The sequence below is a fragment of the Pseudalkalibacillus sp. SCS-8 genome (genome assembly GCF_040126055.1).
GTDB classification, from domain to species: Bacteria; Bacillota; Bacilli; order Bacillales; family Fictibacillaceae; genus Pseudalkalibacillus; species Pseudalkalibacillus nanhaiensis.
The window spans coordinates 3,521,811-3,548,251 of the sequence record NZ_CP143541.1 but is presented as its reverse complement, the minus strand read 5'-3'; the positions used below and the strand labels follow the sequence as shown (position 1 = coordinate 3,548,251).

25 protein-coding genes are annotated in these 26,441 nt (G+C 43.8%); 15 read left to right on the top strand and 10 right to left on the bottom strand.

The features are described from left to right. Positions 1 to 4: 4 nt before the first annotated feature. Positions 5 to 1,237 (bottom strand): DUF418 domain-containing protein, encoded by a 1,233-nt coding sequence (locus tag V1497_RS18300; protein WP_349408942.1) that lies wholly within the window; start codon positions 1,235 to 1,237, stop codon positions 5 to 7. 342 nt (positions 1,238 to 1,579) lie between these two features. On the opposite strand from V1497_RS18300, the gene abc-f reads away from it, so the two are divergent. Continuing rightward, entirely contained in the window at positions 1,580 to 3,391 is a 1,812-nt protein-coding gene (abc-f, locus tag V1497_RS18295) for a ribosomal protection-like ABC-F family protein (protein ID WP_349408941.1), read from the top strand. A gap of 47 nt (positions 3,392 to 3,438) precedes the next feature. Here the strand turns inward: abc-f and V1497_RS18290 are convergent, their stop codons facing one another. The 3 genes from V1497_RS18290 to V1497_RS18280 all read right to left on the bottom strand — a co-directional run bounded on the left by V1497_RS18290 (position 3,439) and on the right by V1497_RS18280 (position 8,158). Beyond that, positions 3,439 to 4,707 carry an ATP-binding protein gene (locus V1497_RS18290; RefSeq protein ID WP_349408940.1) on the bottom strand — a complete coding sequence of 423 codons (1,269 nt, stop codon included), beginning with the start codon at positions 4,705 to 4,707 and terminating at the stop codon, positions 3,439 to 3,441. Positions 4,708 to 4,973: 266 nt separating this feature from the next. Next, on the bottom strand, positions 4,974 to 6,533 hold the full coding sequence (locus V1497_RS18285) for a glycine betaine uptake BCCT transporter (protein ID WP_349408939.1): 1,560 nt from the start codon (positions 6,531 to 6,533) through the stop codon (positions 4,974 to 4,976). 83 nt (positions 6,534 to 6,616) lie between these two features. Then, entirely contained in the window at positions 6,617 to 8,158 is a 1,542-nt protein-coding gene (locus tag V1497_RS18280) for an FAD-dependent oxidoreductase (RefSeq protein WP_349408938.1), read from the bottom strand. 238 nt (positions 8,159 to 8,396) lie between these two features. Here V1497_RS18280 and V1497_RS18275 point away from each other — a divergent pair, with 238 nt between their 5' ends. After that, complete coding sequence (locus V1497_RS18275) at positions 8,397 to 9,455, top strand: acyl-CoA desaturase (RefSeq protein ID WP_349408937.1); 1,059 nt, start codon at positions 8,397 to 8,399, stop codon at positions 9,453 to 9,455. A 340-nt stretch (positions 9,456 to 9,795) separates the two neighbouring features. Beyond that, positions 9,796 to 11,640 carry a sodium:proton antiporter gene (locus V1497_RS18270; protein WP_349408936.1) on the top strand — a complete coding sequence of 615 codons (1,845 nt, stop codon included), beginning with the start codon at positions 9,796 to 9,798 and terminating at the stop codon, positions 11,638 to 11,640. Positions 11,641 to 12,122: 482 nt separating this feature from the next. On the opposite strand, the gene V1497_RS18265 is transcribed toward V1497_RS18270, so the two are convergent. Continuing rightward, positions 12,123 to 13,073 (bottom strand): isopenicillin N synthase family dioxygenase, encoded by a 951-nt coding sequence (locus V1497_RS18265; RefSeq protein WP_349408935.1) that lies wholly within the window; start codon positions 13,071 to 13,073, stop codon positions 12,123 to 12,125. Positions 13,074 to 13,232: 159 nt separating this feature from the next. Here V1497_RS18265 and mscL point away from each other — a divergent pair, with 159 nt between their 5' ends. Beyond that, positions 13,233 to 13,715 carry a large conductance mechanosensitive channel protein MscL gene (mscL, locus tag V1497_RS18260; protein WP_414703586.1) on the top strand — a complete coding sequence of 161 codons (483 nt, stop codon included), beginning with the start codon at positions 13,233 to 13,235 and terminating at the stop codon, positions 13,713 to 13,715. Positions 13,716 to 13,759: 44 nt separating this feature from the next. Here mscL and V1497_RS18255 read toward each other — a convergent pair whose 3' ends face one another. Further along, complete coding sequence (locus V1497_RS18255; protein WP_349408934.1) at positions 13,760 to 14,194, bottom strand: SRPBCC family protein; 435 nt, start codon at positions 14,192 to 14,194, stop codon at positions 13,760 to 13,762. 173 nt (positions 14,195 to 14,367) lie between these two features. Here V1497_RS18255 and V1497_RS18250 point away from each other — a divergent pair, with 173 nt between their 5' ends. From V1497_RS18250 to qoxD, 6 genes are all read left to right on the top strand, one after another. Continuing rightward, entirely contained in the window at positions 14,368 to 14,946 is a 579-nt protein-coding gene (locus tag V1497_RS18250) for a TetR/AcrR family transcriptional regulator (protein ID WP_349408933.1), read from the top strand. A gap of 49 nt (positions 14,947 to 14,995) precedes the next feature. Next, the gene (locus V1497_RS18245; protein WP_349408932.1) at positions 14,996 to 15,934 is read left to right on the top strand and encodes an SDR family NAD(P)-dependent oxidoreductase; all 939 of its coding nucleotides are present in this window, start codon (positions 14,996 to 14,998) and stop codon (positions 15,932 to 15,934) included. 355 nt (positions 15,935 to 16,289) lie between these two features. After that, positions 16,290 to 17,138 carry a cytochrome aa3 quinol oxidase subunit II gene (qoxA, locus tag V1497_RS18240; RefSeq protein ID WP_349410881.1) on the top strand — a complete coding sequence of 283 codons (849 nt, stop codon included), beginning with the start codon at positions 16,290 to 16,292 and terminating at the stop codon, positions 17,136 to 17,138. A gap of 21 nt (positions 17,139 to 17,159) precedes the next feature. Further along, on the top strand, positions 17,160 to 19,094 hold the full coding sequence (gene qoxB, locus V1497_RS18235; RefSeq protein WP_349408931.1) for a cytochrome aa3 quinol oxidase subunit I: 1,935 nt from the start codon (positions 17,160 to 17,162) through the stop codon (positions 19,092 to 19,094). A gap of 14 nt (positions 19,095 to 19,108) precedes the next feature. Next, positions 19,109 to 19,744, top strand: a complete 636-nt coding sequence (gene qoxC, locus V1497_RS18230; RefSeq protein WP_349408930.1) for a cytochrome aa3 quinol oxidase subunit III — start codon at positions 19,109 to 19,111, stop codon at positions 19,742 to 19,744. Further along, positions 19,737 to 20,033, top strand: coding sequence for a cytochrome aa3 quinol oxidase subunit IV (gene qoxD / locus V1497_RS18225; protein WP_349408929.1), 297 nt, complete (start codon positions 19,737 to 19,739; stop codon positions 20,031 to 20,033). Before qoxC ends, qoxD begins: the two co-directional genes overlap by 8 nt. Positions 20,034 to 20,090: 57 nt before the next feature. On the opposite strand, the gene V1497_RS18220 is transcribed toward qoxD, so the two are convergent. Further along, on the bottom strand, positions 20,091 to 20,342 hold the full coding sequence (locus tag V1497_RS18220) for a hypothetical protein (RefSeq protein ID WP_349408928.1): 252 nt from the start codon (positions 20,340 to 20,342) through the stop codon (positions 20,091 to 20,093). A gap of 168 nt (positions 20,343 to 20,510) precedes the next feature. Between V1497_RS18220 and V1497_RS18215 the strand changes: the two genes are divergently transcribed. Next, the gene (locus V1497_RS18215) at positions 20,511 to 20,777 is read left to right on the top strand and encodes a hypothetical protein (RefSeq protein ID WP_349408927.1); all 267 of its coding nucleotides are present in this window, start codon (positions 20,511 to 20,513) and stop codon (positions 20,775 to 20,777) included. A gap of 46 nt (positions 20,778 to 20,823) precedes the next feature. On the opposite strand, the gene V1497_RS18210 is transcribed toward V1497_RS18215, so the two are convergent. After that, complete coding sequence (locus V1497_RS18210; RefSeq protein ID WP_349408926.1) at positions 20,824 to 21,084, bottom strand: spore morphogenesis/germination protein YwcE; 261 nt, start codon at positions 21,082 to 21,084, stop codon at positions 20,824 to 20,826. A 194-nt stretch (positions 21,085 to 21,278) separates the two neighbouring features. Between V1497_RS18210 and V1497_RS18205 the strand changes: the two genes are divergently transcribed. From V1497_RS18205 to msrB, 4 genes are all read left to right on the top strand, one after another. After that, entirely contained in the window at positions 21,279 to 22,385 is a 1,107-nt protein-coding gene (locus V1497_RS18205) for a PRK06851 family protein (RefSeq protein WP_349408925.1), read from the top strand. Positions 22,386 to 22,503: 118 nt separating this feature from the next. Next, entirely contained in the window at positions 22,504 to 22,785 is a 282-nt protein-coding gene (locus tag V1497_RS18200) for a hypothetical protein (RefSeq protein ID WP_349408924.1), read from the top strand. Between the two features lie 86 nt (positions 22,786 to 22,871). After that, positions 22,872 to 24,044 (top strand): class I SAM-dependent methyltransferase, encoded by a 1,173-nt coding sequence (locus V1497_RS18195; RefSeq protein WP_349408923.1) that lies wholly within the window; start codon positions 22,872 to 22,874, stop codon positions 24,042 to 24,044. A gap of 87 nt (positions 24,045 to 24,131) precedes the next feature. Beyond that, positions 24,132 to 25,097 (top strand): peptide-methionine (R)-S-oxide reductase MsrB, encoded by a 966-nt coding sequence (gene msrB / locus V1497_RS18190; RefSeq protein WP_349408922.1) that lies wholly within the window; start codon positions 24,132 to 24,134, stop codon positions 25,095 to 25,097. 206 nt (positions 25,098 to 25,303) lie between these two features. Here msrB and bshB2 read toward each other — a convergent pair whose 3' ends face one another. Beyond that, positions 25,304 to 25,990 carry a bacillithiol biosynthesis deacetylase BshB2 gene (bshB2, locus tag V1497_RS18185; protein WP_349408921.1) on the bottom strand — a complete coding sequence of 229 codons (687 nt, stop codon included), beginning with the start codon at positions 25,988 to 25,990 and terminating at the stop codon, positions 25,304 to 25,306. Positions 25,991 to 26,032: 42 nt separating this feature from the next. Further along, positions 26,033 to 26,380, bottom strand: coding sequence for a YojF family protein (locus V1497_RS18180; RefSeq protein ID WP_349408920.1), 348 nt, complete (start codon positions 26,378 to 26,380; stop codon positions 26,033 to 26,035). Positions 26,381 to 26,441 lie beyond the last annotated feature (61 nt).

Genomic DNA, 26,441 nt, shown 5'->3' with positions numbered 1-26,441 from the left:
CCTTTTACATGTCACCCGTTTTTTCGAATCGATCTGTCCTCCAGAATGGCTGTTTTTGTCGATAGGTCAACGAACGCCATACCCACTCGAACGGTCCGTATTGAAAGTATTTCAGCCAATACAGGCTGAAAATGAGCTGAAGTGAGAAAAAGGCCAAACATATCAATAGTCCGATCGAAAGACTGATGCGGTTGAACAAATCAAACCCGAGTGCAAGGATGACCGCAAAAAAGGTCTGCAGAAGATAATTCGTCAGTGCCATTCTTCCGGCTGCATCCAATGCACGTAATCCTTTTGTAATCGGAACCTTTTGCACGAATAAGACAAAGGAAGAAATATAGAAAGCTGCCAAGAACAAGCCACTGATCTGTTGCAGTAAAAACTCAGCCGTATCCTCCTTATAGCCATAATCCACAACGTTCAATTGGACGGCTCCAAGCCACAATGTAAATGGTACAGCGAATACCCCGCTGGTGATCCAGACTTTTTTAATGAGACGTATATGTTTGGCTGGATCAGCGATAATGCCTCTCTTTGCCACATAAAGTCCGAATAGGAATAAAGCAAGGATAAGGGGGACGCTAAAGATTGTAAGCTGCAAGATAGGAAGAACCTCTTCAGAAAAACGATAGGCAATCAATTCCCCAAAACCTGCTTCCGTATAAGTCGTGATCGATTCCTCCACTTTCTTATTACCGACCGTTTCGTTCATGTATTGTACCTGTTTCATCAAGGTGTCAGGAACGAGCAATTGGGCTGCCGTCAAACCATAAAATAAGACGAGCAATGCAAAAGCCCAGATCAGGATTGTCCGCGGTTTACGCGAGTAAAACAGGAACAAGAGAAATCCTGTCAAAGCGTACGTATGTAAAATGTCTCCATACCAGAGAAAAACAAGATGCAGGAGACCGATAACCAAAAGGATGGTCAATCTGCGGACGAACAATTTACGTGGATGGTCCGATTTCAATTCCGCACGTGATAAAAAAATAAAAAAGCCGAATCCAAATAAGAAAGAAAAAATCGGGTAAAAGCGAGCTTGAACAAACAAGTCGAAGAACAGCCGAACCCATTGATCCACCCCTTCATATGCAATCGGAAGGGAATAGTAATCATATTGAAAGGCTGGACTGAAAAAAGAAGGCATGTTTACAAGGAAAATGCCGAAAAGGGCAAATCCTCTTAACATATCAATGGTCGTAATACGTTGGTTGTTTGCTAATGGCGATGGTTGCAAGTGCGTTGCCTCCTTTAGGTAGATGTTCCATGTGAAACATTTTATCATAATTGTTGGAATAATCAGGAATGTTATGTATAATGATAAAACAAAACCTAAGGAGGTATCCACACTTACGCCATGAAGTCCCTGACATTTTTCGCGTAGTTGAATACGAAAAATGGCTCTGCCTGTGTTCAGAGCAAAGGGATAAGTATGTCGAATTGGATACGTTATATCATCCAGGGATTCGTTTGGTTTACGACAAGACGGAAGTAAACCGTATATATCCACTTTTCTGTTTTCACAGGCATAGGCCTGTGTTTTTTTATGCCTTTACGAATCCATGGAGGGAGTAAGTGTATGCTGATTTTAAAAGCTGAACATATTGCAGTTGAACGGGATGGTCGTCTCATTTTTGAAGATGCTGATTTTGAAATCCATAAAGGTGAACATATTGCTTTACTTGGGAAGAATGGAGTCGGGAAGACGACTTTTATAAACGTTCTAATGGGTGAGGTGGAAAGTACACGAGGTAAAGTTCATCATTATCGTAAAAAAGAAGATTGGGCGGTTGTTTTACAATACGACCAGGTTGATCGAGATACCACGGCACGGGAATTTGTAGAGATGGAATCACCTGAACGATACAGCCTCAAAAAACGTTTAGCGAGTTTCGAAAAGAAAATGGCGAAGAATACGTATACGGAGAAAGAGTTATCCACGTATAGTGAGTTATTGCAAAAGTATATCGACCTTGATGGATATGGGTGGTCCTCTTCAATTGAAAGATCTCTAAAACGTATGGGTTTGCATGAAGCGGTCTGGGAAACACCTTTTGCCCATCTGAGTGGAGGCCAAAAGACACGCGCCAAGCTCGCAAGGGTGATGCGCACGGAGCCCGACCTGCTCGTTCTAGATGAACCGACAAATCATTTAGATGCCGAAACGATGGAATGGCTGGGGAATTGGCTGCAAAATTTCAAGGGGACATTACTTTTCATCTCTCATGAACGTGCCTTTATTGACCAGGTCGCACATTTTACTTATGAACTTACCCCCGGCGGAACGAAGAAATATCAAGGTGGGTATTCTGACTATAAGAAACAGAAGGAGCATGAACGGCGTACGAAGGAAGCGGCCTATCAAAAGCAACAAACAGAAAAGCGAAAGCTGCAGGAGGCTGTGACGACGTATAAGCAATGGTTCCAGAAGGCCCATAATGCCGCCAGTGAGCGAGATCCTTTTGCGAAAAAAAAGGCGAACAAAAATATAACGAGGTTCAAGGCGAAAGAAGCTGCCCTTGAACGAATCAAAAAGAATAAGGTGGAAAAGCCGGAAGAACAACTACGCATTAACGTCGAGTTTGGAACAGGATCGTTTGAAAGTAAACATCTCGTTCGAGTTGAAAAGATGTCGTTTCACTATGAGCGAGATACACCATTATTTGATAAGGTTTCGTTTACCGTTGAAAGAGGAGATCGAATGGCTGTCATCGGACGGAACGGAACCGGGAAAACGACTTTATTGAAGCTGATCACAGGCCACTTGGATCCGGTTGAGGGGACCATCCAGCAGCACCCTCAGCTGATTCCAGGCTATTTCATGCAAGAGCTTGAGGGTCTGGATCCTGATTTATCCGTTCTGCAACAAATTCAGGAGAGTTCAGAGCTGAGTGAATCCGAAGTGCGGACCATTCTCGCTTGTTTTTTATTCAGACGGGATGATGTGCATAAGCAAATCAAGCATTTAAGCATGGGTGAAAAATGCCGGGTTGCATTCGTAAAGCTTTATTTTTCAGAGGCGAACTTGCTTGTGCTTGATGAACCGACGAATTATTTGGATATTGATACGAGGGAACGGATTGAAGAAGCCTTAAGGATCTATCCTGGCACTGTAGTAACGGTTTCCCATGACACCTATCTTCTTGATCAAGTCGCCAACCGAGTCCTTTCGTTGAATGATGGGTTCTATGATTATTGCGGAACCTATAAGGAATGGCTGACACATGATCGTGTATCACCTGAGCAGCAGGGGATGGAAAATGAATTGGAACGATTGAAATTTCTGCTGTCCAATTTAATGTCAACCGAGAACGTAGAGGATGAAACGGAACTGAAAAACCAAATCAGAAAGATCAAAGAGCGGATTCAACAAATTAACAACGATCTTTAACAAAGCCCATAAAAAAGATAGAGGAACCGTCCAACGGGACCTCTATCTTAAATTTTGTCATTCTGTCGGTCAGGTGAAGCAGGAAGTAAGATGATGAAGGTTGTTCCTTGCCCGATTTGACTTTGGACATCAATCGATCCCTTCATCCGTTTTATGATTTCAAAGCTTACCGTCAGTCCTAATCCTGTACCTTCTTCTTTTGTCGAAAAATAAGGGGTACCAAGCCGCTTCAAATGCTCTTTATCGATTCCACACCCATTATCTTGAATGATGATTTCAATGTATTGATCCTTGCGAGTAGCAGAAATGTGCATCTTGCCATTCTCCTGCATCGCCTCAATGCCATTTTTCATGATGTTGATCAGCACTTGTTGGATTTCATGCTTATAGCAATTCACCTCAAGATCTTCGTCAATGGATGTCGTGATTTCGACATTATGAATAACAGCGTATGTGGAGATGACCTGGGTCGCATCGTTGATGACTCTCGTCAGATCGATTCGTTCATAAGCACTCTCCTGCTTTTTTGAGAGTGAAAGGTATTCATTGATAATTGTTTGTGCACGGTCCAATTCCTCAATGGATATCGAGATGAATGACCTGTCTGACTCTGGTATATGCTTGCTGTTGCTTAAAATTTGAAGAAAGCCTCGCACAGTCGTCATCGGATTCCGGATTTCATGTGCGACGGATGCTGCCAGCTGACTGATGGCATTCATCTTTTCGATATGTTCGATTTCCCGCTGCAAGCTCAGCTGCCTCTTAAAGGTTTCAATCAAGGCAATGACAGAAACCAAAGTGATGAGGGTAATCAAGACAAGATAAAACGTTACAAGAATTTGATCAGTATAGCCGTTAACGGTGATATAAACAGCCCTTACCATTGCAATGATAAGGTATATTCCTGACACGATAAGGATTTTTCCTTTTTTAGAACGTCCGTGGTAATACGTATGTATAAGAAGTAAGACGATCGAGACAATTAAATAATTAAGGAAAGTCGTGAAAATTTCACTCGGATAAAGAAACGCAGTCAGCCCTAACATAGCAGCTGTCAAGGATAAGCCTGGCCGGATCCCTCCATACAAATAGGCGATGATAATCGGAATGATTCTTAAATCATATTTGAATTCCTCTGAATAAACCGCCGGTAAAGACATTGTAAGGATAATTGAAATGAACAGTACGAAAAAAAACCTTGAGGCGATGATCCTTCTGCGGATACGATCGTCCTCGCGAAGAAACACGATATAAAACAGCGCAGGGAACAGGATAAAAAGCACATTGACCAATATATCTTTAACTATAATCCACATAGATCAACCTCGTCAGATAGAGATTTTCTTACATGACCGTCTTTTTGATTCTCCATTTTCATGGATCTTCTACCTAAACTATTTCTTTTTCTATCCAAAAAAAACCTTTTTTCTATCTTTAGAATGGCAACTTTAGTAATAAAGGATGGAGGAAACCAATTTCTAAAATAGGTAGATTGGACTGAATAACCCGAAAACGTAAAAAAAGTGACCCCAAAGCATAGAAAATCTGGGGTCACTTTCATTGTTGTATGAAATTGAATGGATTAATTGTTTCCTTTAGGGCGGACGCGGCTACGTTTCAAAGTTGCGCGGATCCTACCAGGAGTGCGTTCCTTTTTCCGCTTCTTCTCACCTGCTAATTCTGCACTGAATGCCTTCAATAGTGCATACGAAGTGAACAAGAGTACGACGCCTAATGGGAAGGCACTGATGATAATCGCGGACTGGAAGCCTTGCAACCCCCCGGTCAGCATCAATACGACCGCGGAAGCGGATAAGACAAGGCCAAGCACGATTTTGACGATATTCGGCGGTTCGATACTGCCGTACGTGGCTTGCATCCCGAGTACGAATGTTGCTGAATCTGCGGATGTAATAAAGAATGTCAAAATCAGAAGTAGTGTAACAACTACAAGGATGATTGAGAATGGCAGCTGCTGATAGACATAGAACAATGCAGCTTCTAGTGCTTGTCCTGATACGTTGAGCCCCAATTCATATTCCATGTAGATTCCTGTTCCACCAAAAACAGCAAACCAGAACGCACAGACCAGCGTAGGGATGATCAAGACAGCTGTAATGAACTCCCTGATCGTACGCCCACGTGATACACGTGCAATAAAGGTTCCTACAAATGGTGCCCAGGCGATCCACCAAGCCCAATAGAAGATGGTCCATGATTGTAACCATGTTGCATTTTCTTCATCAAAAGGAGCGAGCCTCAAGCCCATACTCGGAAGATTCTGTAGGTAGCTCCCCAGTGTCGTCGTAAATAGATCCAAAACGAAAATGGTGGGTGCCAGGAAAATGAATACGATGAACAAAATTAAAGCGAGACCCAGGTTTGCATTACTAAGATACTTGATTCCTCGTTTGATTCCGGTTGCAGCTGAAATCAGGAAGAGGATAGTGACGATCGCAACGATTGCGAATTGGATCGTAAAGTTATTCGGAATCCCAGTCAGGTAGCTGAGCCCTCCATTAATCTGGGCTGCACCTAATCCTAATGATGCTGCAACACCGAACAGAGTAGCGATGACCGCAACAACGTCGATGATGATTCCGATCGGCCCTTTCGTCTTTTCACCAAGAATCGGATATAATGTCGCACTTACAAGACCTGGATACCCTTTTCTGAATTTGTAATAGGCAAGAGCGAGCGCCACAATTGCATAGATCGCCCATGCGTGGAATCCCCAGTGCAGATACGTATACTGCAAGGCCGTTTTTGCTGCTTCACTCGTACCACCTTCACCGATCGGCGGTTTGGAGAAGTGAGAAATCGGCTCAGATACACCGAAGAATAAGAGACCAATCCCCATTCCAGCACTGAAAAGCATGGCGAACCAAGTCGGACGACTGAATTCTGGCTTATCGTCATCCTTTCCGAGTTTGATTTTGCCGTACCGGCTGAAAATGAGAAATAATGCAAAGATAAGGAAGAATGTTGCTGATAACTGATAGAACCATCCAAAGCTTTTCATGAAAAAGGATTGAATCGTACCTAACGTTCCAATCAAATGTTGAGGCATGATGGCGCCCCAGATGACAAAAATGACAGCGATGACTAATGAAATCCAAAAAACACTCGATACCTGTTTCACTGGACGACCTCCGTTTTTTTAGTAATTTCTATCTATACTAATACCCTAACAAGTAGGAAATAATCCTCTCTTTAAAGATTGTCTTATGATGGGTCTTCTAGTGATATCTTCTTAAGGGGCCGGTCTGCAGGTCCTTCAATGACACTTCCATCAATGGAGAAGCGAGAGCCATGACAAGGACAATCCCATGTACGATCTCCGCTATTCCATTCACACTCACAGCCTAGGTGCGTACATGTCGTGTCGACCAGGTGGAGGTACCCGTTCTTATCTTTATAAGCTCCAGCGCGTTTGCCCTTTACTTTGACCACCGCTCCTTCGTCACTCGCCAATTCCTCAACGTTTTTATGTTTCATTCCGAGCTTCCCTGCGACAAAGTGCGCTGCTACGTCTGAATTTTGAACGATGAAATCTTTCAATCCGAGATCTGCTAAAAACCGTGAAGGGGTGAAAAGGTCTTCATATCGGTTTTCCTTTTTTGTAATAAGATCCGTTAACAATTGAGCAGCAACGGTACTCGTGGTCATGCCCCATTTTCGGTAGCCTGTAGCGACAAAGATATTGTCATACTTGCTACTGATACGTCCGATATATGGAAGGTTGTCGATCGTAATCAAGTCCTGTGTCGACCACCGATACGGAACCTCCTTTATACCAAGCGTTTCCGCAGCCCATTCTTCAAGAGCTTCATAATGCTTGATCGTATTGATCCCTTGGCCGGTCTTATGGCTTTCACCACCGACTAGAATGTATTTTTCGCCGTTGATGACCGTATCTCTCAGAGAGCGAGTCGGCTTGTCCACGCTCAAATACATCCCGCCTGGATATTCCTTTTGAGGCTTTACTGCCAAGACATAGGACTTCTCTGCATGCATTCTTGTAAAATAGAAACCACGCCCGTCGAAAAAAGGGAAATGGGAACTCGTTACGATGTAATCGCAGGTTATTTTCCAGCCCTGCTTCGTCACAACGACAGGTTGTTGGCTGTTTGTCTGGACATCGACTGCAGTCGTATTCTCATAAATCAAACCACCTGAAGCTGTGAAATCATCAATGAGAGACTGCAAATATTTAAGGGGATGGAATTGAGCCTGATTTCTCATCACCAGTGCAGACTGAACAGGAAAGCTGAATGGTATCGAATCAACGAGATCACCGTCGATTCCAAGCTTTTTATAGGCTTCAAATTCTTTTTGCAGTATTTTGCTTGAACTGTCAGTGGTTGCATAGATATAAGCATCTTCACGTGTAAAGCCACATTCGATTCCTTTTTGATCGACGGTTCGACTGATGAATTCCAAAGCTTCATGGTTGGCTTCGTAATACCGTTTTGCCTTCTCTTCTCCAAGATGTTGGATGAATTCGTCGTAGATCATATCATGCTGAGCCGTCACCTTCGCTGTCGTGTGACCCGTTGTTCCATGGGCGACCGTACCTGCATCAATAATGGCGACGTTCAATCCTTCCTTAGCTAGCATATAGCCCGTGGTGATACCGGTAATCCCTGCTCCAATAATGGCAACATCCACAGTTTTATTTTCATTTAAAGGTCGGAAAGAGGGAAGCTTACGATCCTCGTTCCAAATGGGTTCCGGAAATTGAGGGAAATTCGGGTTGTTTGCCATGTTCGTCCTCCTAGAATAAATGTTCTTTACATAACGTTTCCGAAACCACCTGTTATTATGAGCTGGTAATAAATACGGATTGACAACCTTCAACGAGGCTGTTAGGTTTAATGGAGTTATAGAAGGAAGTCTAACAATTTATTTGTTGCGGATATCTTTAGGTTGAAAACTTCTGAGATATGCGTACCAATCAATTGCTGATTGACACCTTTGTGAAGACAACGAAAGGAAGATGGTTATGAAAGAATATCATTCGTTTGGTTGGTATGCTGCCCGTGTATCACCACACTTGCCAAAAAAAGCTTTTAAACCGGTACCCTCAAGACTATTAGGTGGGTTAGCCTACTTGATTGTTTCTCTTGCAGGTTTAGGAACGATTATATTTTTCGACATAAATATTTGGTTCAGCCTTTTGATCAGCCTCGTTCTTGGGGCAAGCTTTGCAGGAATGGGTTTTCTAGGTCATGAAATTTTGCATGGGACTGTTGTAAGGAAGCCTTGGCTACGTGATCTATTAGGTGCTATTGCTTTTTGGCCATTGACGACAGGACCTAAACTATGGAGAAAGTGGCACAATCTGACGCATCATGTTCACACGCAGGATGAAGAAAAGGACCCAGATGCATGGCCGAGCATACAGAAGTTCAAGCGGAGTCGTTTCATGCGTTGGATGTACCGCGTACCGTTTTCGATCCGTGCTTTAGCAAGCTTTGCATCACTTGCGGTCACATTTACATTACATTCTTTGAAGATGTTCACCGTCTATGTGAAGGAATTCAACCCGAAAAAGCAACCTAGTGTATGGCTGGAAGCGATACTACCATGGGCAACTTGGCTTGGATTGTTGTTCTGGGTCGGGTTTGCAAAGTGGTTCTTTGCTTTCCTGCTTCCACTATTGATTGCGAATTTCATCGTGATGGCCTATATCTCAACCAACCATCGGTTAAATCCACTTGTTCCTGTCAACGACCCGTTAGCGAACAGCTTGACAGTTACGACGCCTAAATGGGTGGATGTTCTGCATTTCAATTTCTCGTATCATACAGAGCATCACTTGTTTCCAGGAATGAGTCCTAAGTATTATCCGATGGTGAAAGAGCAAATCAAGAGGATGTGGCCGGAGCGTTATCATGAAATGCCTTTCGGACGCGCTCTCCTTACATTGTTCAAGACACCAAGAGTGTATTATCATGAGAAGGAGTTCATCGATCCTCATAAAGGAACATTGTTCGGCTCATTAGGAAACGGATTGAATCCGAAAAATATCAAAATAAAAAGAACAAAAGTAAGAACATGATGATAAAAGATTGATTCCATGGATGAAGCCTGGCACTTTTCGTCAGGCTCGTTGGAGTCAATCTTTTTCAATATGAAATAAATGAGTTGCAGTGTGCGAACTGACATTATATGATTGATTTTTATAGAGGTTTTAAAAAAAGTCATAAGAAATTTAAGAGAATTTAATAGCATTTCTAGATTTCGACAAGATAAAATAGAGTGACGGTATCATTGAAACGTTTATTATTTATGAAAAGGTCTTAAAGCCGGTTATTCTCATCTCATGTGAGAGACAATGATAAGTACAGACAGATCACAATGATGTTTTGAAAGAGAGAAGACCTAAAAGGAGAAAACGGATGTTAGATTCATTATTATTTCTACTTATGTTGACCATCACGTTAGGGATCGCATCCCAATGGATCGCCTGGCGTTATCGTTTCCCTGCAATTGTATTGATGTCCCTTGTAGGACTGCTCGTCGGTCCTATATTAGGAATCGTCAACCCGAAAGAGGATTTTGGAGATATGTTCGGGCCAACGATATCCATTGCGGTCGCAATCATCTTATTCGAAGGAAGCTTGAATCTTGATATTCGTGAAGTACGAGGGTTGAAGCATTCGGTGCTTCGTATCGTTACGGGTGGAGCACTCGTTGCATGGCTGTTGGGATCATTTGCAGCACATTATGTAGCTGGACTTTCATGGGCTGTGGCGTTCGTCATCGGGGGTCTCTTCATCGTAACAGGACCTACTGTCATACTGCCTTTATTAAGGCAGGCGAAATTGAAGTCAAGACCAGCCAAGATCCTGAAATGGGAAGGGATCATCGTCGACCCGATTGGGGCTTTGCTTGCCGTATTTGCTTTTGAAATCATAAAATTCTTTTCATCTGAAGAAGTTACAGCAAACATTCTATTCTTTTTCTTCTTAGGATCATTGTTTGCCGCAATATTCGGTTGGCTTTGTGCAAAATTGGTCGGTTGGATGTTCGAAAAGGGTTACGTTCCGGAATTCCTGAAATCACCGATCATGTTTACCGTCGTTATCGCATGTTTTACAATATCGGATGAAATCATGCATGAGACGGGGCTTCTCGCTGTTACTGTCATGGGGGTTGTCCTCGCGAACATGCACATTTCGTCTATCGATGACATGCGGAATTTCAAAGAAAACATATCCGTGCTGCTCATTTCAACGATTTTCATCATGTTGACAGCATCTCTTACGGCTGAAACGCTATTGGATATCCTGAACTGGAAGATCATCCTGTTCGTTGTCCTGATGCTCTTCATCGTACGACCGATTTCCATCTTCTTGTCTACGATGGGTACAGAGCTTACGTTTAAAGAAAAGGTGCTCGTCGGATGGATTGCGCCACGTGGAATTGTTGCATTGACGGTTTCTGGTTATTTTGCCAGTGTCTTGCTTGAACAGGGCTTTGAAGATGCAAATCTGTTGATCCCATTGACCTTTGCTCTCGTATTTGCAACAGTGGTTGTCCATGGATTTTCCATTGTCCCACTTGCGAAGAAGCTTGATCTCGCAGTGGAAGGCAAGCCTGGAGTCCTGATTGTGGGTGGAAGCAGCTTCAGCACCGCTCTTGCAAAATCGTTTGAGGAGCTTAACATTTCGACGATGATTGCCGATTCCTCATGGGAGCGTCTGATAACCGCTAGAAAAGCAGGTGTTTCCTCCTATCATGGGGAAATTCTATCTGGTCATACCGAATACCATTTGGATTTCACACCTTATGAACAATTGCTTGCGACGACCGAAATTGATTCGTACAATGCGCTTGTATGTACGAATTTCGTACCGGAGTTTGGTAGGAGTAATGTTTACCAGCTCTGCTTGCACAACGACCATATAGACGACCTAGAGGATCTCGTCCATACGATTGGCGGTAAGACGTTGTTCCGAAAAGGAGCCACATGGGAAGAGTTGAACAAGCGAGTCGAGTGTGGTCATGTCATCCGGAAGACCAAACTTACGGAAAAATACACGTATAAACAATATTTGAGTGAACGGAATGAAGATACAATCCTGCTCTATATTGTCAAATCAGGGAAAGTATCGTTCTATACGGATGAAAAGGAACTTAATCCTGAAATCGGCGACCTTGTGGTAAGTCTGACGCCACCGAACAACGGAAAAGACATCACAAAGAAGGATACGAAGAATTTGGTTGGAAGTAAATTATAAATGGATTGAAAAAAGAGGTAGCAGCCGCTACCTCTTTTTAGTATGTTATTGGTGGTTGATTTTCACTTCAAGGTTGCTCGCTTTCCGCGGGCGATCCGCAAGCCTCCTCACTTCCACAAGACTACGGATTTCAATTACTTCAATGCTGTTTTGCGCCGAGTAACCGCAGGCGCAGGAGGTGGTGACTTCGACGTTCACCATAGGACGTGGTGGCTTTTAGTCGAAGATCCTATTATTGCTCACTGTGGGGTCTTGCCTGGCTCGCTTTTCCCGCAGGAGTCTCGCACCTTTACGTTACAATCAACAAAAGTTTTGTAGAGCTATTTTGAAAGAAATGCTAAGCGGCTTATTACATATTTGCTTTGTTGACTTATAAATAAAAGCGTCCGCCTGAAGCTGTTCAAAACCAACCACAAATCTTTTTTCTTAATAAGCAAAAGAGGTAGCATACAGCTACCTCTTTCATTTTCAAGATGAAGTTTTTAAACCTTGATCAAGCCGATTTCAACGAGTCTTTCGTACAGGAAGTCACCTGCTGTGATCGCTGGGTAGCGCTCAGGGTTATCTTCTGTAATACAAGCAGGAATCGTCTCAAGAAGACAGCTGCTGTATGGATGTACGAAGAATGGCATTGAATAACGAGATGTGTTTTCACCGACAGGGTTAACTACACGGTGAGTCGTCGCTGGGATGACTTCGTTTGTGATACGAGAAAGCATGTCACCAGCATCTACGATGATTTGACCCTTCTCAGCTTTAACTTCCATCCACTCGCCATCACGTGTCAATAGCTCCAAGCCTGAAGCAGTTGATTCGACAAGCAATGTGATAAGGTTGATGTCCTCATGCTCTGCTGCACGGATTGCATTTGGATCCATAGAATCATCCAGTTTTGGATAATGGATGGAACGCAGGATGCTGTTACCGTCCTTGATCATGTCAGAGAAGAAATCTTGACGAAGATCAAAGTGCATCGCTAATGCTTCAAGCATGTTACGAGCAACACGCTCTAGTTCACGGTAGAAGTTCAATGCATTTTTGCGAAGCTCTGGAACTTCAGCTGGCCATACGTTCGCAGGGTACTCGGAAGTCAATGGGTGACCTTGAGGAAGCTCTTGTCCGGTATGCCAGAATTCTTTCAAGTCTCCGACAGAACGGTTTTTCGCGTGCTCTTTACCAAAACCGGTGTAGCCGCGTTGACCTCCATCGATTCCTTCGTATTTCTGCTTCGTTTCAGTGTCAAGGCTGAATAGCTCTTCCCAAAGCTCATAGTTCTTATCAATCAACTTATGATCGACACCATGACCTTCCAGGATGATGAATCCGATATCTTTCAATCCAGCTGCAAACTCTTCTGAGAATGCTTTGCGAGATTGCGAATCTCCATGTGTGTAATCTTTCAGATTCAATGTGCGGATAAATGGTTTGCTCATTAGTAAGAACCTCCTCAAAGTATTGGTATGAAAGCGATTTCAATCCTTTACGAGTATAACACGACATAAGAGGTCTAACAACTTGGAAAATAATAGTTTTGTAGAAAAACATAACTTTTTGAAAGGTTCATATAGATAGTAAGGGGGAGGGGACAACTTGTGAGGTTTTTGTATGGATGGAAGGAGTTCCTTTTACGTGGGAATGTAGTGGATATGGGAATTGGTATTATCATCGGGACGGCGTTCAGTAAGATCGTCCAGTCATTCGTCTCGGATATTATCATGCCGCCGATCGGCCTGCTGCTGAAACACACGGACTTTTCTGAGTTATATTTGAATTTAAGTAAGACGAAATATGCGTCTTTGCAGGAAGCACAAGCTGCAGGTGCGGCGACGATCAACATTGGTCTATTCATCGAAACACTGATCCATTTCCTTATCGTCGCATTTGCTGTTTATCTTTTTATTACGCAAGTGAATAAAATGCGCAATGTGCCAATTGAACAAACGCGGTTTAAGACGTGTTCTTACTGTTACTCGACGATTTCGAGCCTGGCATCACGCTGCCCGAATTGTACGTCCCAATTGGACGAACCGCCCACTAGCAGGAGTAGAGACCGTTTGAAGGTTAAATTCAAATGAATGAAAAAGGGTGATCCTGACTGTGAGGATCACCTTCGTAATTTTTACGAATGCTCCAATTGTTTCTTAAGGTTTTTATAGTCGGATTTTACCGATTGTTTCACCATCAGCTTCATGAAAGGCTGAGCAATTTTAAAGACCTTGCTCGCATCTCCCTCGACAATGGCCGTTACCTTTGTTCCTTCTGTTTGGGGCTCGACGATCCGAGTGACTGTAATGGGAAACGTACTCTTTATGCTCTCAATTTTAATTCTTTTATTTTCTTCGTATTCGACGACTTTGAAGGTGGTCTTAATTTCCTTTCCGAGAAAGGTTGCGACCTGTTCATAGGTTGAGCCAACTCCTAATGGACCTTGTGAGGTGAATCTTGCATCCACCATTCCACCTTGCCATTTCGGGTTGTTTTCAAAATTTGCGATGTAAGAAAAAACCTGATCATGAGGCCGGTTAATCGTATTGCTGACGACAACTTTTATCATACTCGTCACCTTTTTCTTAAAATTAGTATTTTATATGTGACTATAAGGTAACATAATAAGATCAGTTTTTCAATTCATTTCCATGAATTAACGAATTTGTGTTGTCATTCCGTTATGGTAGGAATATAATGGTATTAATTAAACGGTGGTCAATTAATTGGAGGCGTTTTGTCATGGCACCTAGAAAGAAAGTGGAGAAAGAACTGACTCGAGAAATGATAATGGATGCAGCTCGTGAATTGTTCTCGCAGGAAGGGTATCAGAATGTATCGATGAGAAAGATTGCCAAAGAATTGGATTACAGTCATGGTGCAATCTATTATCATTTCCAAAACAAAGCAGAGCTGTTCTATGCCCTTGTGGATCAAGATTTTCATTTACTTGACCTGACAGTCGAACGGATCCTATCGCTCCCATTGGAACGCTCGGAAAAATTGAAGGAAATTCTGCTCGGCTTCATTGAATTCGGATTGACGCATCCGAGTCATTACGAAATCATGTTTCTCATAAAGGATGAAGAGGTCCAGTACCATGTCCAAGCGGCACCGGATACAAGCTATCGGAAGTTTGCCGAGGCTGTCTCAACGTTAAGTCAAGGGTCTCCGACGGTCCAACAGATTTGGTCGATCTTTTTGTCTCTTCATGGATTTGTCGCTCATTATTGGAGACACGGGACACCTTATAACGAGGTCCAATCCTTAGCTGAAGCACATGTCTCTTTCATATTGAAAGCACTCGAGCAAACGGCATAATTTTATTGTGCATTAATTGACCATTGGTTAAATAAAAGGAGGAGTTACGATGAAAAAAGCGTTGGTCTTAGGTGCATCAGGAGGAATGGGGTATGCAATCGTAAGTGAATTAGTCCAAAGAGGGATTAGAGTTAACGCATTTGCGCGGAATCGGGAAAAACTCGACCGTCTTTTCAGAGGCATGGTGGGAGTTGAGGCGCACGCAGGGGACGTCTTTCACAAGGATGATCTGCTCCGAGCAGTGGAAGGTTGTGATCTCATTTTTCATGCCATCAATCTTCCATATCATCATTGGGAAAAGCAGCAGCCGCAGCTCCTCCGAAATATAGTAGGAACAGCAGAAAAAGCGAGGGCTAAGCTCGCAATCGTTGACAACATTTATGCTTATGGACGAGGGGATGGTCGACCTGTAACGGAGGAGACAGAGAAAATGCCTCACACGAAAAAAGGGAAGATTCGCCTTGAGTTGGAACGGATCGCTTTTAAAGCCGAAGTACCTGTTTTGGTGGCGCACTTTCCGGATTATTATGGACCGAACGCGGAAAATACGTATCTCCACATCCTTTTAAAGGACGTGTTGCAAAACAAAAAGGCCAATTATGTAGGAGACAAGAAGGTGAAGAGAGAGTTTCTCTATACTTCGGACGGTGCAAAAGCCATCGTCGATCTTTCATTGAGAGACGAAGCGTATGGACAGAATTGGAACATTCCTTCTGCAGGGGCCATATCAGGGGAAGAGATCATCCGGTTGGTGAGGGCCTTAACGGGTTATGAGAAGAAGGTCTCTGTTGTGACAAAGAATATGATTCGTTTCGTCGGACTCTTCAATCCGCAAATGCGTGAATTGACGGAAATGATGTATTTGAATGAAGTTCCAGTGGTGTTATCTGGTGAAAAGTTTGAAAGTAAGGTAGGCCCTGTGCCAATGACGCCTTATGAAGAAGGGCTTCGTCAGACGATCCACTTCATGAAAGAAAAGCAGGTTTGATCCGACGCTGCTCTCTTGATTTGCAATTGGTCTATATTTCAGCGGAATCGGTCTATAATTCGGGAAATCGGGCTATAATTTCTCAAATCGGTCTATCTTTTTCAAAATGTGCGCATAAATTGTTCATTTAGGTCATAATTTCCAGAACGCCAAGATAAATCCATATAAAAGGAGAAGCTGTCCAATCGGATCAGCTTCTTTTCGTTTTTTACATTCTGATAACACTTGTGCCAAACGCTGGTTGAAACGTTTTGCGGTTGAGCAACTAAGGGTAAAAGGAACACAAACACACGCGGAAAAGGTGGTGGCTTGGTTGCCAACACAGTTAAAACCACTGCTAAAAGGCCTTCTCATAATGACGACCATAGCATTCCTAACAGGCTGCAGTGAGCTGGCCGTTTTAGATCCGAAGGGACCCGTAGCCTTGCAGCAAAAAGACTTGATCATGTGGTCGATCGGCTTCATGTTGTTCATCGTAACGGTGGTGTTCGTGCTGTTCACCCTTTTTATCGTCCGTTACCGTGAACGTCCTGAAAATGAAGACTACGAACCACCTCAAGATGAAGGAAACAAGCTGCTGGAGGTTATATGGACTGTCGTTCCTGTTCTGATCGTCATTGCGCTATCTGTTCCGACGGTAAAAACGATCTATGCATTGGAAGAGCCTCCAAAAGCGACTTCCCATAAGGATCCGCTTGTCATCCATGCGACAAGCGTTGATTGGAAATGGATCTTTACTTATCCGGAACAGGAGATTGAAACGGTCAATTATCTTCACATTCCTGAAGACCGGCCGATCCTGTTCAAGCTCACATCAGCAGATTCGATGGCGGCACTTTGGATTCCGCGTCTTGGGGGTCAAGAATACAACATGGCAGGGATGGAGACCGAAATTTATCTGCAAGCCGATGAACCGGGAACCTATAAGGGACGGAACGCCAATTTTACGGGAGAAGGTTTTGCAGAACAGAAGTTCACGGTTACTGCGCAAACAAAGGAAGAGTTCGAGCAATGGGTTGAAGAGACCCAAGCCTCTGCTCCTAAGCTGACTAAGGAAAAATACGACCGTTTGATGCTGAAAGGGCATACCGGAAAACATACATTTTCTTCAACTCACCTCGAGTGGGTCGACCATGCGAAACAGCCGGATTACGCCATCAAGGTACGAGAGAAGTTAAACCCTGATCATGATGAACCATTTTGATCGAGGAAGGGGGATATTGCGTTGAACCTGGAATGGGATGAATTTTTCGTAACGGGAGAGCCATTGATCTATGCAGCGGATGTGTCCATTGTCCTGACCACCATTGCAATCATCTTCGTCCTTACCTACTTCAAAAAGTGGAAATGGCTGTGGAGGGAGTGGCTGACGACCGTTGATCATAAAAAAATCGGGATCATGTACATCTTCGCTGCATTGCTGATGCTGTTCCGTGCGGGTGTGGATGCATTGCTCATGAGAGCGCAGCTTACTGTTCCAAATTCAAAAATCTTAGAAGGGCAGCACTACAATGAGATTTTCACGACCCATGGGACCATCATGATTATCTTCATGGCGATGCCTTTCTTGATTGGATTGATCAACTTTGTCGTTCCCCTTCAAATCGGAGCGCGAGACGTCGCTTATCCGTTCTTGAACGCCGTCAGCTTTTGGACGTTCTTCATGGGTGCGATGCTTTTCAATATATCTTTCATTATTGGAGGATCTCCGTCTGCTGGGTGGACGAGCTATGTTCCTTTAGCTGGAGACGAGCTCAGCCCTGACCCGGGACAAAACTTTTACTTGATCGGCTTGCAAATTGCAGGAATCGGAACCCTTCTTACAGGGATCAATTTCCTCGTCACAATCCTGAAAATGCGGGCCCCTGGGATGACCTGGATGAGGATGCCGATGTTTACCTGGTCCACCTTGATCACGATGATTCTGATCATCTTTGCATTTCCGGTGCTTACCGTAGCGCTTGCGTTGATGACATTTGATCGCTTGTTCGGGAGTCATTTCTTTACGTTAGCCGATGGCGGGTTACCGATGCTTTGGGCGAATCTTTTCTGGATATGGGGTCACCCGGAAGTGTATATCGTCATTCTGCCGGCGTTCGGAATCTTTTCTGAAATCATCAGTACATTTGCGCGAAAAACGTTATTCGGGTATAAAGCGATGGTCTGGTCGATCGTAGCGATTGCAGGTCTCAGCTTCGTCGTTTGGGTTCACCACTTTTTTACGATGGGAGCGAATGCCGCCGTTAATTCGTTTTTCTCGATAACAACGATGATGATCGCCATTCCCACTGGGGTGAAAATTTTCAACTGGCTGTTCACACTTTATAAAGGCCGGATCAAAATGACCACGGCGATGCTCTGGTCCTTGGCTTTCATCCCAAACTTCACGATTGGCGGTGTGACAGGGGTCATGCTCGCGATGGCTGCAGCGGATTACCAGTATCACAATACGTATTTCCTCGTGGCGCATTTCCATTACGTATTGATTTCAGGTACGGTGTTTGCCTGTTTTGCTGGCTTGTTTTTCTGGTATCCGAAAATGTTCGGCTATAAGCTGAATGAACGACTTGGAAAATGGGGTTTCTGGTTCTTCATGATCGGCTTCAATGTCACCTTTTTTCCGATGTATTTCTTGGGTCTCGCCGGGATGCCAAGAAGAATCTACACGTACGAATGGGCTGACGGGTGGTTCAATCTGAATGTCGTTGCGTCGATCGGCGGTGTTGGGATGGCAATCGGTTTCGTCCTACTTGTGTACAACATCTACTGGAGCTTCCGGCATGCAGAGCGTGAAAACGAAGGGGATCCATGGGATGGTCGCACATTGGAGTGGTCGACCCCTACGCCGGTTCCGTTCTATAACTTCGCCATCACTCCGACGGTAAAAGGTCTTGATGCCTATATCATCATGAAAAAAGACCGAGAGCAACAGGAGAAAACGTACAAACCCATTCATATGCCAAGCTACTCTGGACTTCCGATCATCATGTCTGCGGCTTTTTTTATAAGCGGGTTCGGACTTGTTTTCAAGTGGTGGTGGATCGCCATCATCGGCTTGATCGGGGTTCTTGTCACATTGGTGCTAAGATCATTTGATTATGACGAGGGCTATTACGTTCAAGTGGAGGAAATCGAAAGAATTGAGAACGCGTATAAATAAAGGAGGCGTGAACAATGGAATATGTGCAATCTGAAGCAAATAAGCACGACGCTCCTGACACGCCCTTGGAATATCAGTCTGAAACAGGAAGGCTGAATATTTTAGGATTCTGGATTTTCTTAGGAGCAGAAATCGCGCTGTTCGCAACGCTATTTGCAACATATCTCGTTCTCATCGGCCGTTATGCGGACGGGCCTGTTCCATGGGAATTGTTCGAGGTGAAAGGGGTCTTGATTGAAACGTTCCTGCTTTTGACCTCAAGCTTCACATGTGGACTGGCGATACATGAAATGCGCAGGCACAGCCTAAAAGGGTTGGTTGCTTGGCTCGGCATTACACTCGTCTTAGGTGTGGCATTCTTGAGCTTCGAGATTTATGAATTCATCCATTACATCCATGAAGGAGCAAGCCTCACCACAAGTGCGTACTGGTCAGGCTTCTATGTTCTTGTCGGAACGCATGGAGCTCATGTCACGATGGGAATCGCCTGGATCGTCTTAATCATCATTCAATTGTTCCAGAGAGGATTGACGAAACAAACGACCCGTAAAGTGTTCGTCGCAAGCTTGTACTGGCACTTTCTAGACGTCGTCTGGATCTTCATTTTCACAGCCGTTTATTTATACGGGATGGTGATACATCATGGCTAAAAAGAGTACGCAATTTCCATGGCAGCATGTAATCGGCTTCCTGCTATCGATCGTGCTGACACTCGCTGCATTATGGGCAGCCTTATACGCCGGATTTTCAATGACAATGATCATCGTGATCATCGTCGGTTTAGCAATTGTTCAAGCCATCATCCAGCTGCTCATGTTCATGCACATGACCGAAAGCAGTAACGGAAGACACCAGACCCATATCATGCTCCATTCCGCGTTCATTGCAGTTGTTCTCGTCGTCGGAACCCTATGGGTCGTCTCGTATGGTTTCCATTAACATGACAAAGAGGGTGACTGGAACGATCGAGTCAGCCACCCTCCTTATTAAGAAGTCCTACATCATATGTGAAAGGATACCAAGAACAAAGAGCAACGGAGCAACGCCACCAGCTAACACTAAAATCACTTTCCTTAACGTCGATGGATACTCCTCTTTTCTAATCGGCTCCCTGTTTTTCTTTGCTTTTCGGAATCTTCTTCCCTCTTCTGTGAAAAGCACATAAACGGCAAGTAATACGAGCAATACGAATACGACAAAATTCGTAAGCATGAAGATCAATCCCTCATATTGTCCAATCCAACTCATTTAAAATCATCCTTTATTCTATGAACATGCCTAGTGGTTACGATAACACTAAATGGACCGGGTGCGAAAAGTTAATCTTTTCCACGGTTTGAAATGTTTCTGTCAATTCACCGCCCCATACATACTATAAAAAAGAGGTCATAACAAGATTTTGGGGAGGTGGCTTAGTTGCAAAAATATATCCACCATCAATGTGTCGCGCATATCGAAAAGCCGGTCATGATCACAACCTATGAAAAAGAAGTATATATCGGGGTTATTAAAGGAGTGGATTCGGAGAAGGTTTATTTACAGCCGTTTGAAGAAAGGGAAGGGCGTTTCTTTCCGTTACTTGGGGCTGGATTAATCGGATTAGGTCTTGGAACGATCGCAGGTGTCACCCTTTTCCGCCCGTATCCTTATCCGTACCCATATCCATACCCTTATGCGTGGTAATCTGATATCAATATGAAAAAAAGAAGGTGGCGAAATCGCCACCTTCTTATATTTTTTTCACTTTATCAAAAACGTGTGATTTGAAGATCAGAAATGCTGCCACGTGCGCAAAGATGACATTGGCGACAAAGATCGATCCAAGGATGATATGGACAAGCGTGCTTAATTCAAATGATAAATATAAAACGACATAAAGCCACATACACAAGATGAATGGGATTTGGAAGATGGCAAGCTTTTTACGCTCTGGCCATAAAAATAACGGGGTCGCTGTTGCTACCAGTAAATAAACGAGAAAGACGCTCATTCTTTAACGACTCCTTTTTAAAAAGTTCGCGCCGGAATTTGTGAACATTTTGTTACAAATAGTATAACACGCAGCGTATTTTTTGTGAAAACGCTCTACAAGAAGTCTGATTTTACTTAGGCATTCACCTATAAAAGCCTCTCTGCATATCATAGGCTAGGAAATACTGAAGATCTGAAGAGGGAGTGTGTGGTGTGCCAGGTAAAATCATCAATTATTATGCAGGCGGCAACACAGCCAAAGGTTTTTATAGCTTTTATGACTCATGTCTTGAGGGATTGGATCGTTTATATATCTTAAAAGGCGGTCCCGGATGCGGGAAATCCTCATTAATGAAATCCATAGGTTACGAATGGAATGATAAAGGCTATGATGTCGAATTCCTCCATTGTCCTAGGGATAATCAATCCGTTGATGGGGTCATCATCCCGGCATTGAAATTCGGAATCGTGAACGGGACGGATCCTCAGATCATTGAACCGAAATACCCAGGGGTGATCGAGGAATACGTCAACCTTGGTGAAGCTTGGGATTCAACGAAGCTCACAGACTATCGGGAAGAAATCTATAAGCTGAATGCCCAGATCCAGAGCGCTTATGAAGAAGCTTACAGCTGCTTTGCCAAGGCTCTTGCTGTCCATGATGAATGGGAAGCGATCTATATTGAAAATATGGATTTTTCAAAGGCCGACCAATTGACACAAGAGCTTATTGAAGAATTCTTTGCTGGAAAGTGCCTTCATAAGAAAGCGAAAGTATGTCATCGCTATTTAGGGGCAGCTACACCGAAGGGAGCAGTTGATTTTGTCCCGAATTTGACGGAAGACATCTATAAGCGTTACTTCATCAAAGGCAGGCCTGGTTCAGGAAAGTCGACCATGCTTAAGAAAATCGCTGCGATATCAGAAGAAAAAGGCTTTGATACGGAAATCTATCATTGTGGCTTTGATCCGAACAGTCTCGATATGGTCATCATCCGCGAGCTTGGTATTGCGATCTTCGACAGTACAGCTCCGCACGAATATTTTCCGGAGCGGGAAAACGATGAGATCGTCGATATGTATAAACGCGCCATCACACCTGGAACCGATGAAAAATATGCTACAGAGCTTCTAGATATCACAGGGCGTTATTCCTCCTATATGAAAGAAGCGATCGGATATCTGGCAGATGCGAAAGGATATCATGACCAACTGGAGAAATACTATGTGGATGCGATGGATTTTAATAAAGTAGAGGATCTCAAGGCTGGAATCGAGACCGAAATCAAGCGGATCTCGATGTCCGAACAGACGACTTAATCCATCAAGCTTATAAAAACACATAACGTTAGGACTGTAGATGAATGCTACTCATCTGCAGTCTTTTCGTATACATGTAAAGTACTCTTAAACAGAGCTGAAAAGAGGGGATGCAATCGTGATGACTGAAAAAGAGAAGGACCAATTGAAGATGCTGAGGGACATGATCTATGAGGCTAATGATGAAGTCGAAATACAGGCTGCGGCATCACAAGCACATCAGCTTTTGGACAGGGTGGAATTGAGAACAGCAGTATCACAACCACCTGAAGTGATATGGAATTGGATCCATCATCTTAAAGGAGAGTTGATGGATTGTGAGGATGCAGAGGAATGTTACACGTATGAGAGGTTGATTCATCTGCTTCTGGATCACCTGGAAACAATGGAAAATCGGTGAGTGGAAGATGTTCCTTCTACTCGTTTGAATTTACGCTGAAATTCTGTCATCTTTAAATGAGGTAGACAGATGACGGAGGAACGAACATGAACACATTTTGGACGAACATCACCAATTTAACAGCGATATTGGACGAACATGCAATTCCCTATCAATACATCGGCGGTACGGCACTTCATCTTCAAGGAATTGGAGAAGTCAGTGACATTCAAGTTGAAATTCAATGGGATCTCCATGAAAAAGCATATGAGCTTTTCACACCTTACGGACCGGGTGAGATTAGAAAGACCAATCGTGAAGGGTCTTTTGCGTTCATGATGGAAGGTTTGTCAGTAGCGATTAGCTGGACCTATCAAACGGCTTTACGAACCGATCCTTATCGAATTGAGATGGAAGTGGATGGGCTAAAGCTGTGGTGCCAATCTCTTTATGGCATACGGGAGGAAGAACGGTACACAGCTCAAGTGGACGATTTTCTCTTAGAGGAACAAAAACGAATGACAATGCAGAACCAAGCAGCCTGGAACCAAAATAATTACCAGGCACTCATCAACCGTTATGGTACCCCTGAACAAGTGGCTCGTAAAATCCAGTCTTATCCGGAAGGAAGGCTTGGTCCCCTTTATCCTTTCCTTGATCCCTTGAAAGGAAAGAGCATAGCCCATTTAATGGGATCAAACGGAATTAAAGGCGTGGCGATGTCCCTACTTGGAGCGGACGTGACCGTCGTTGATTTCTCCCAAGAAAATGCCGCTTTTGCGAAGGAAGTTGCTGCTGCATCTGACGTTCCACTAACCTATGAAGTTGCAGACGTATTGTCTCTGGAAACAAAGACGAATTATAAAGGTCAATTCGACTATGTGGTGATGGAGTTAGGCGTTCTTCATTATTTCATTGATTTGAAGCCCTTATTCCGGGTCATTCATCAGCTTTTACAGCCAGGAGGGACGTTCATCCTTCAAGAATTCCACCCGGTCTCAACCAAACTCATCACCTCGAAGGGTAAGAAGCATAAGGTGGACGGAAATTATTTTGATCCCACGATCAAGGGAAGGCAAGTCGCCTATTCAAAATATGCACAAGACCGGAATGACACGACAGAAGAAGTGTTGCAGCGGAAATGGACGCTAGGTGAAGTCGTCACAGCCGTCGCTCAACAAGGTCTTGTCCTTGAATTGCTGAAGGAAGAGCCCAATCAGAAGATCCATGACATCGGGCTGCCAAAAACATTCACGTTAGTCGCTCGGAAATCGGAATAACTGAAAGCCTCTTAAGCAAAATTTTTGTAAGTCCTTTTCAAAACAGGATATGTTAAAAGAGAGATGAGTATTTTGGAGGGATGAAGTATGGCTGAGAATAACACGCCCTTACAGAAAGCGACCTTTGCAGGTGGGTGTTTCTGGTGTATGGTAAAGCCTTTCGATGAAATGCCTGGTATTGAAGACGTCGTATCCGGCTACATGGGCGGGACGCTCGAAAACCCGACATACGAAGAAATCGTTGCAAAACAAGATAAGCATCGTGAAGTCGTCCAGATCACGTTCAATCCGGATATTTTTCCATATAAAAAATTACTGGATATCTATTGGCCGCAAATCGACCCGACGGATGCTGGCGGGCAATTCTATGACCGCGGCCACATTTATAAAACCGCAATCTTTTATCACAATGAAGAGCAGAAGAAACTAGCCGAAGCATCCAAGAAGGAATTAGAAGAGAGCGGAAAATTCAGCAAGCCGATCGTCACGGATATTTTGCCTGCTTCTGAATTCTATCCGGCAGAAGAGCATCATCAGAAATATTATAAAAAGCATCCTGGCCATTATAATGCGTATTATAAAGGCTCCGGTCGTAAGGATTTCAAAGAGAAAAACTGGACCGTTGAAAAGGATGACAAAAAGCTGCGAGAGACACTGACAGACATGCAGTATAAGGTCACCCAGAAAAATGGTACAGAACCGGCTTTTAATAATGAATATTGGAACAATGAGCGGGAAGGCATCTATGTCGACATCGTTTCTGGGGAACCATTATTCAGTTCCAAAGACCAATATGATGCGGGCTGCGGATGGCCGAGCTTTACGAAGCCCATCCATGTTTCACGAATCAAGGAAAAGAAGGACTTGAGTCATTTCATGATCCGTACAGAAGTACGCAGTCAAGAGGGCGATTCCCATCTTGGTCATGTCTTCAACGACGGTCCAGGTCCTGATGGCCTAAGGTACTGCATCAATTCAGCCGCACTCCGTTTCATTCCGAAAGAGGATTTAGAGAAAGAAGGATACGGCGAGTACAAGCAACTGTTTGAATAAAAGGAAGGAAGAGCTGCCCCGGATGAGGGCGGCTCTTTTTTAGTTTAGTCTGCTGGGAGAGGTGCATAATTTCAGCAAGTAGGTTCAAAATTATTGAACTAGGTTCATAATTTCAAATCTGGGTTCATAATTCCTCAAATAGGTTCATAATCTCGCAACTAGGTTCATCTGCCTCATCCAGACCAGTAAAAAAACGGGCCTGACCATCAGGAGCCCGTTTTTTCATCGTTATTTTCGAATGGATAAGTCCAAAATCGTTCAAATTGAATCCAATTCATCAATTCTTCCTCGTTCGCCTGCAGTCTTTTCTTCATTCCAGCCATCAATCCGGCGGTTTGGCTTTTATGAGCATCCAACGTATCCAGCTTTTTATTCATGAATTTACTGACGTCGCGGATGACATCGGGCTTTCCGAGCTCCTCTTCACAGTTGTGGGAGAAGGCAACACACTCGACTTTCGGACGCTTCGATTCAGGAAGACGTCGGACCGCTTCAATGACAGCTGCCCCGCACGCATCGTGATCGGGATGGACGCTGTACCCTGGATAAAAGGTGATGATCAACGATGGATCGAGCTCATTGATTGCATCTATAAAAATACCTACCAGCTTTTCAGGATCTTCAAACTCGATTGTTTTATCCCGAAGTCCCATCATACGCAGGTCCTTAATTCCAAGTACATCAGCAGCCTTAAGTAATTCCTGTTTCCGTACTTCAGGCAGGGATTCCCGTGTCGCAAATGGCGGATTCCCCATATTCCGTCCCATTTCTCCTAATGTCAGACACATATACGTGACCGGTGTTCCACTTCCAGTGAATTGCGCGATCGAACCAGAAACACCGAAGGCTTCATCATCAGGATGAGGAAAAATAATCAACACGTGCTTTTCCATTTTTTATTCTCCTTTCTTCCATCTTGGAACAGGATATTCTTTTTATTCAAAAGGTGTTTCGCTGATTTGAAGAGCGACAGCGAGCTTTCCTTCTCTATCATGACCGGCCATTAACAAACGGTTCCTCGCGTCCAACTCCCAATGGGTAATTCCTTCTGCATAGATCCACCCGAGATCCATTTTCAAACCGACTCTGTATGGACCCTCACCAGTAATCTTCCCACGTGTATAGCGTATTTTGCCGTTCCGGATATATGCTCCAGCAGAGAACGTCTTCTCATTAAAATGAGAGGCATAAGCTCCGTTGGTCGTCTCCAGATGGATATAGACGTCTTTTCCTGTAAACCGTTCGATGAGCGGCTGTACCTTGGCGATATCAATCAAATCCAAAACAAGATCCCTCCTACGTAACCACTAGTATTTACTATTGTACTAAAAATAGGACACGATG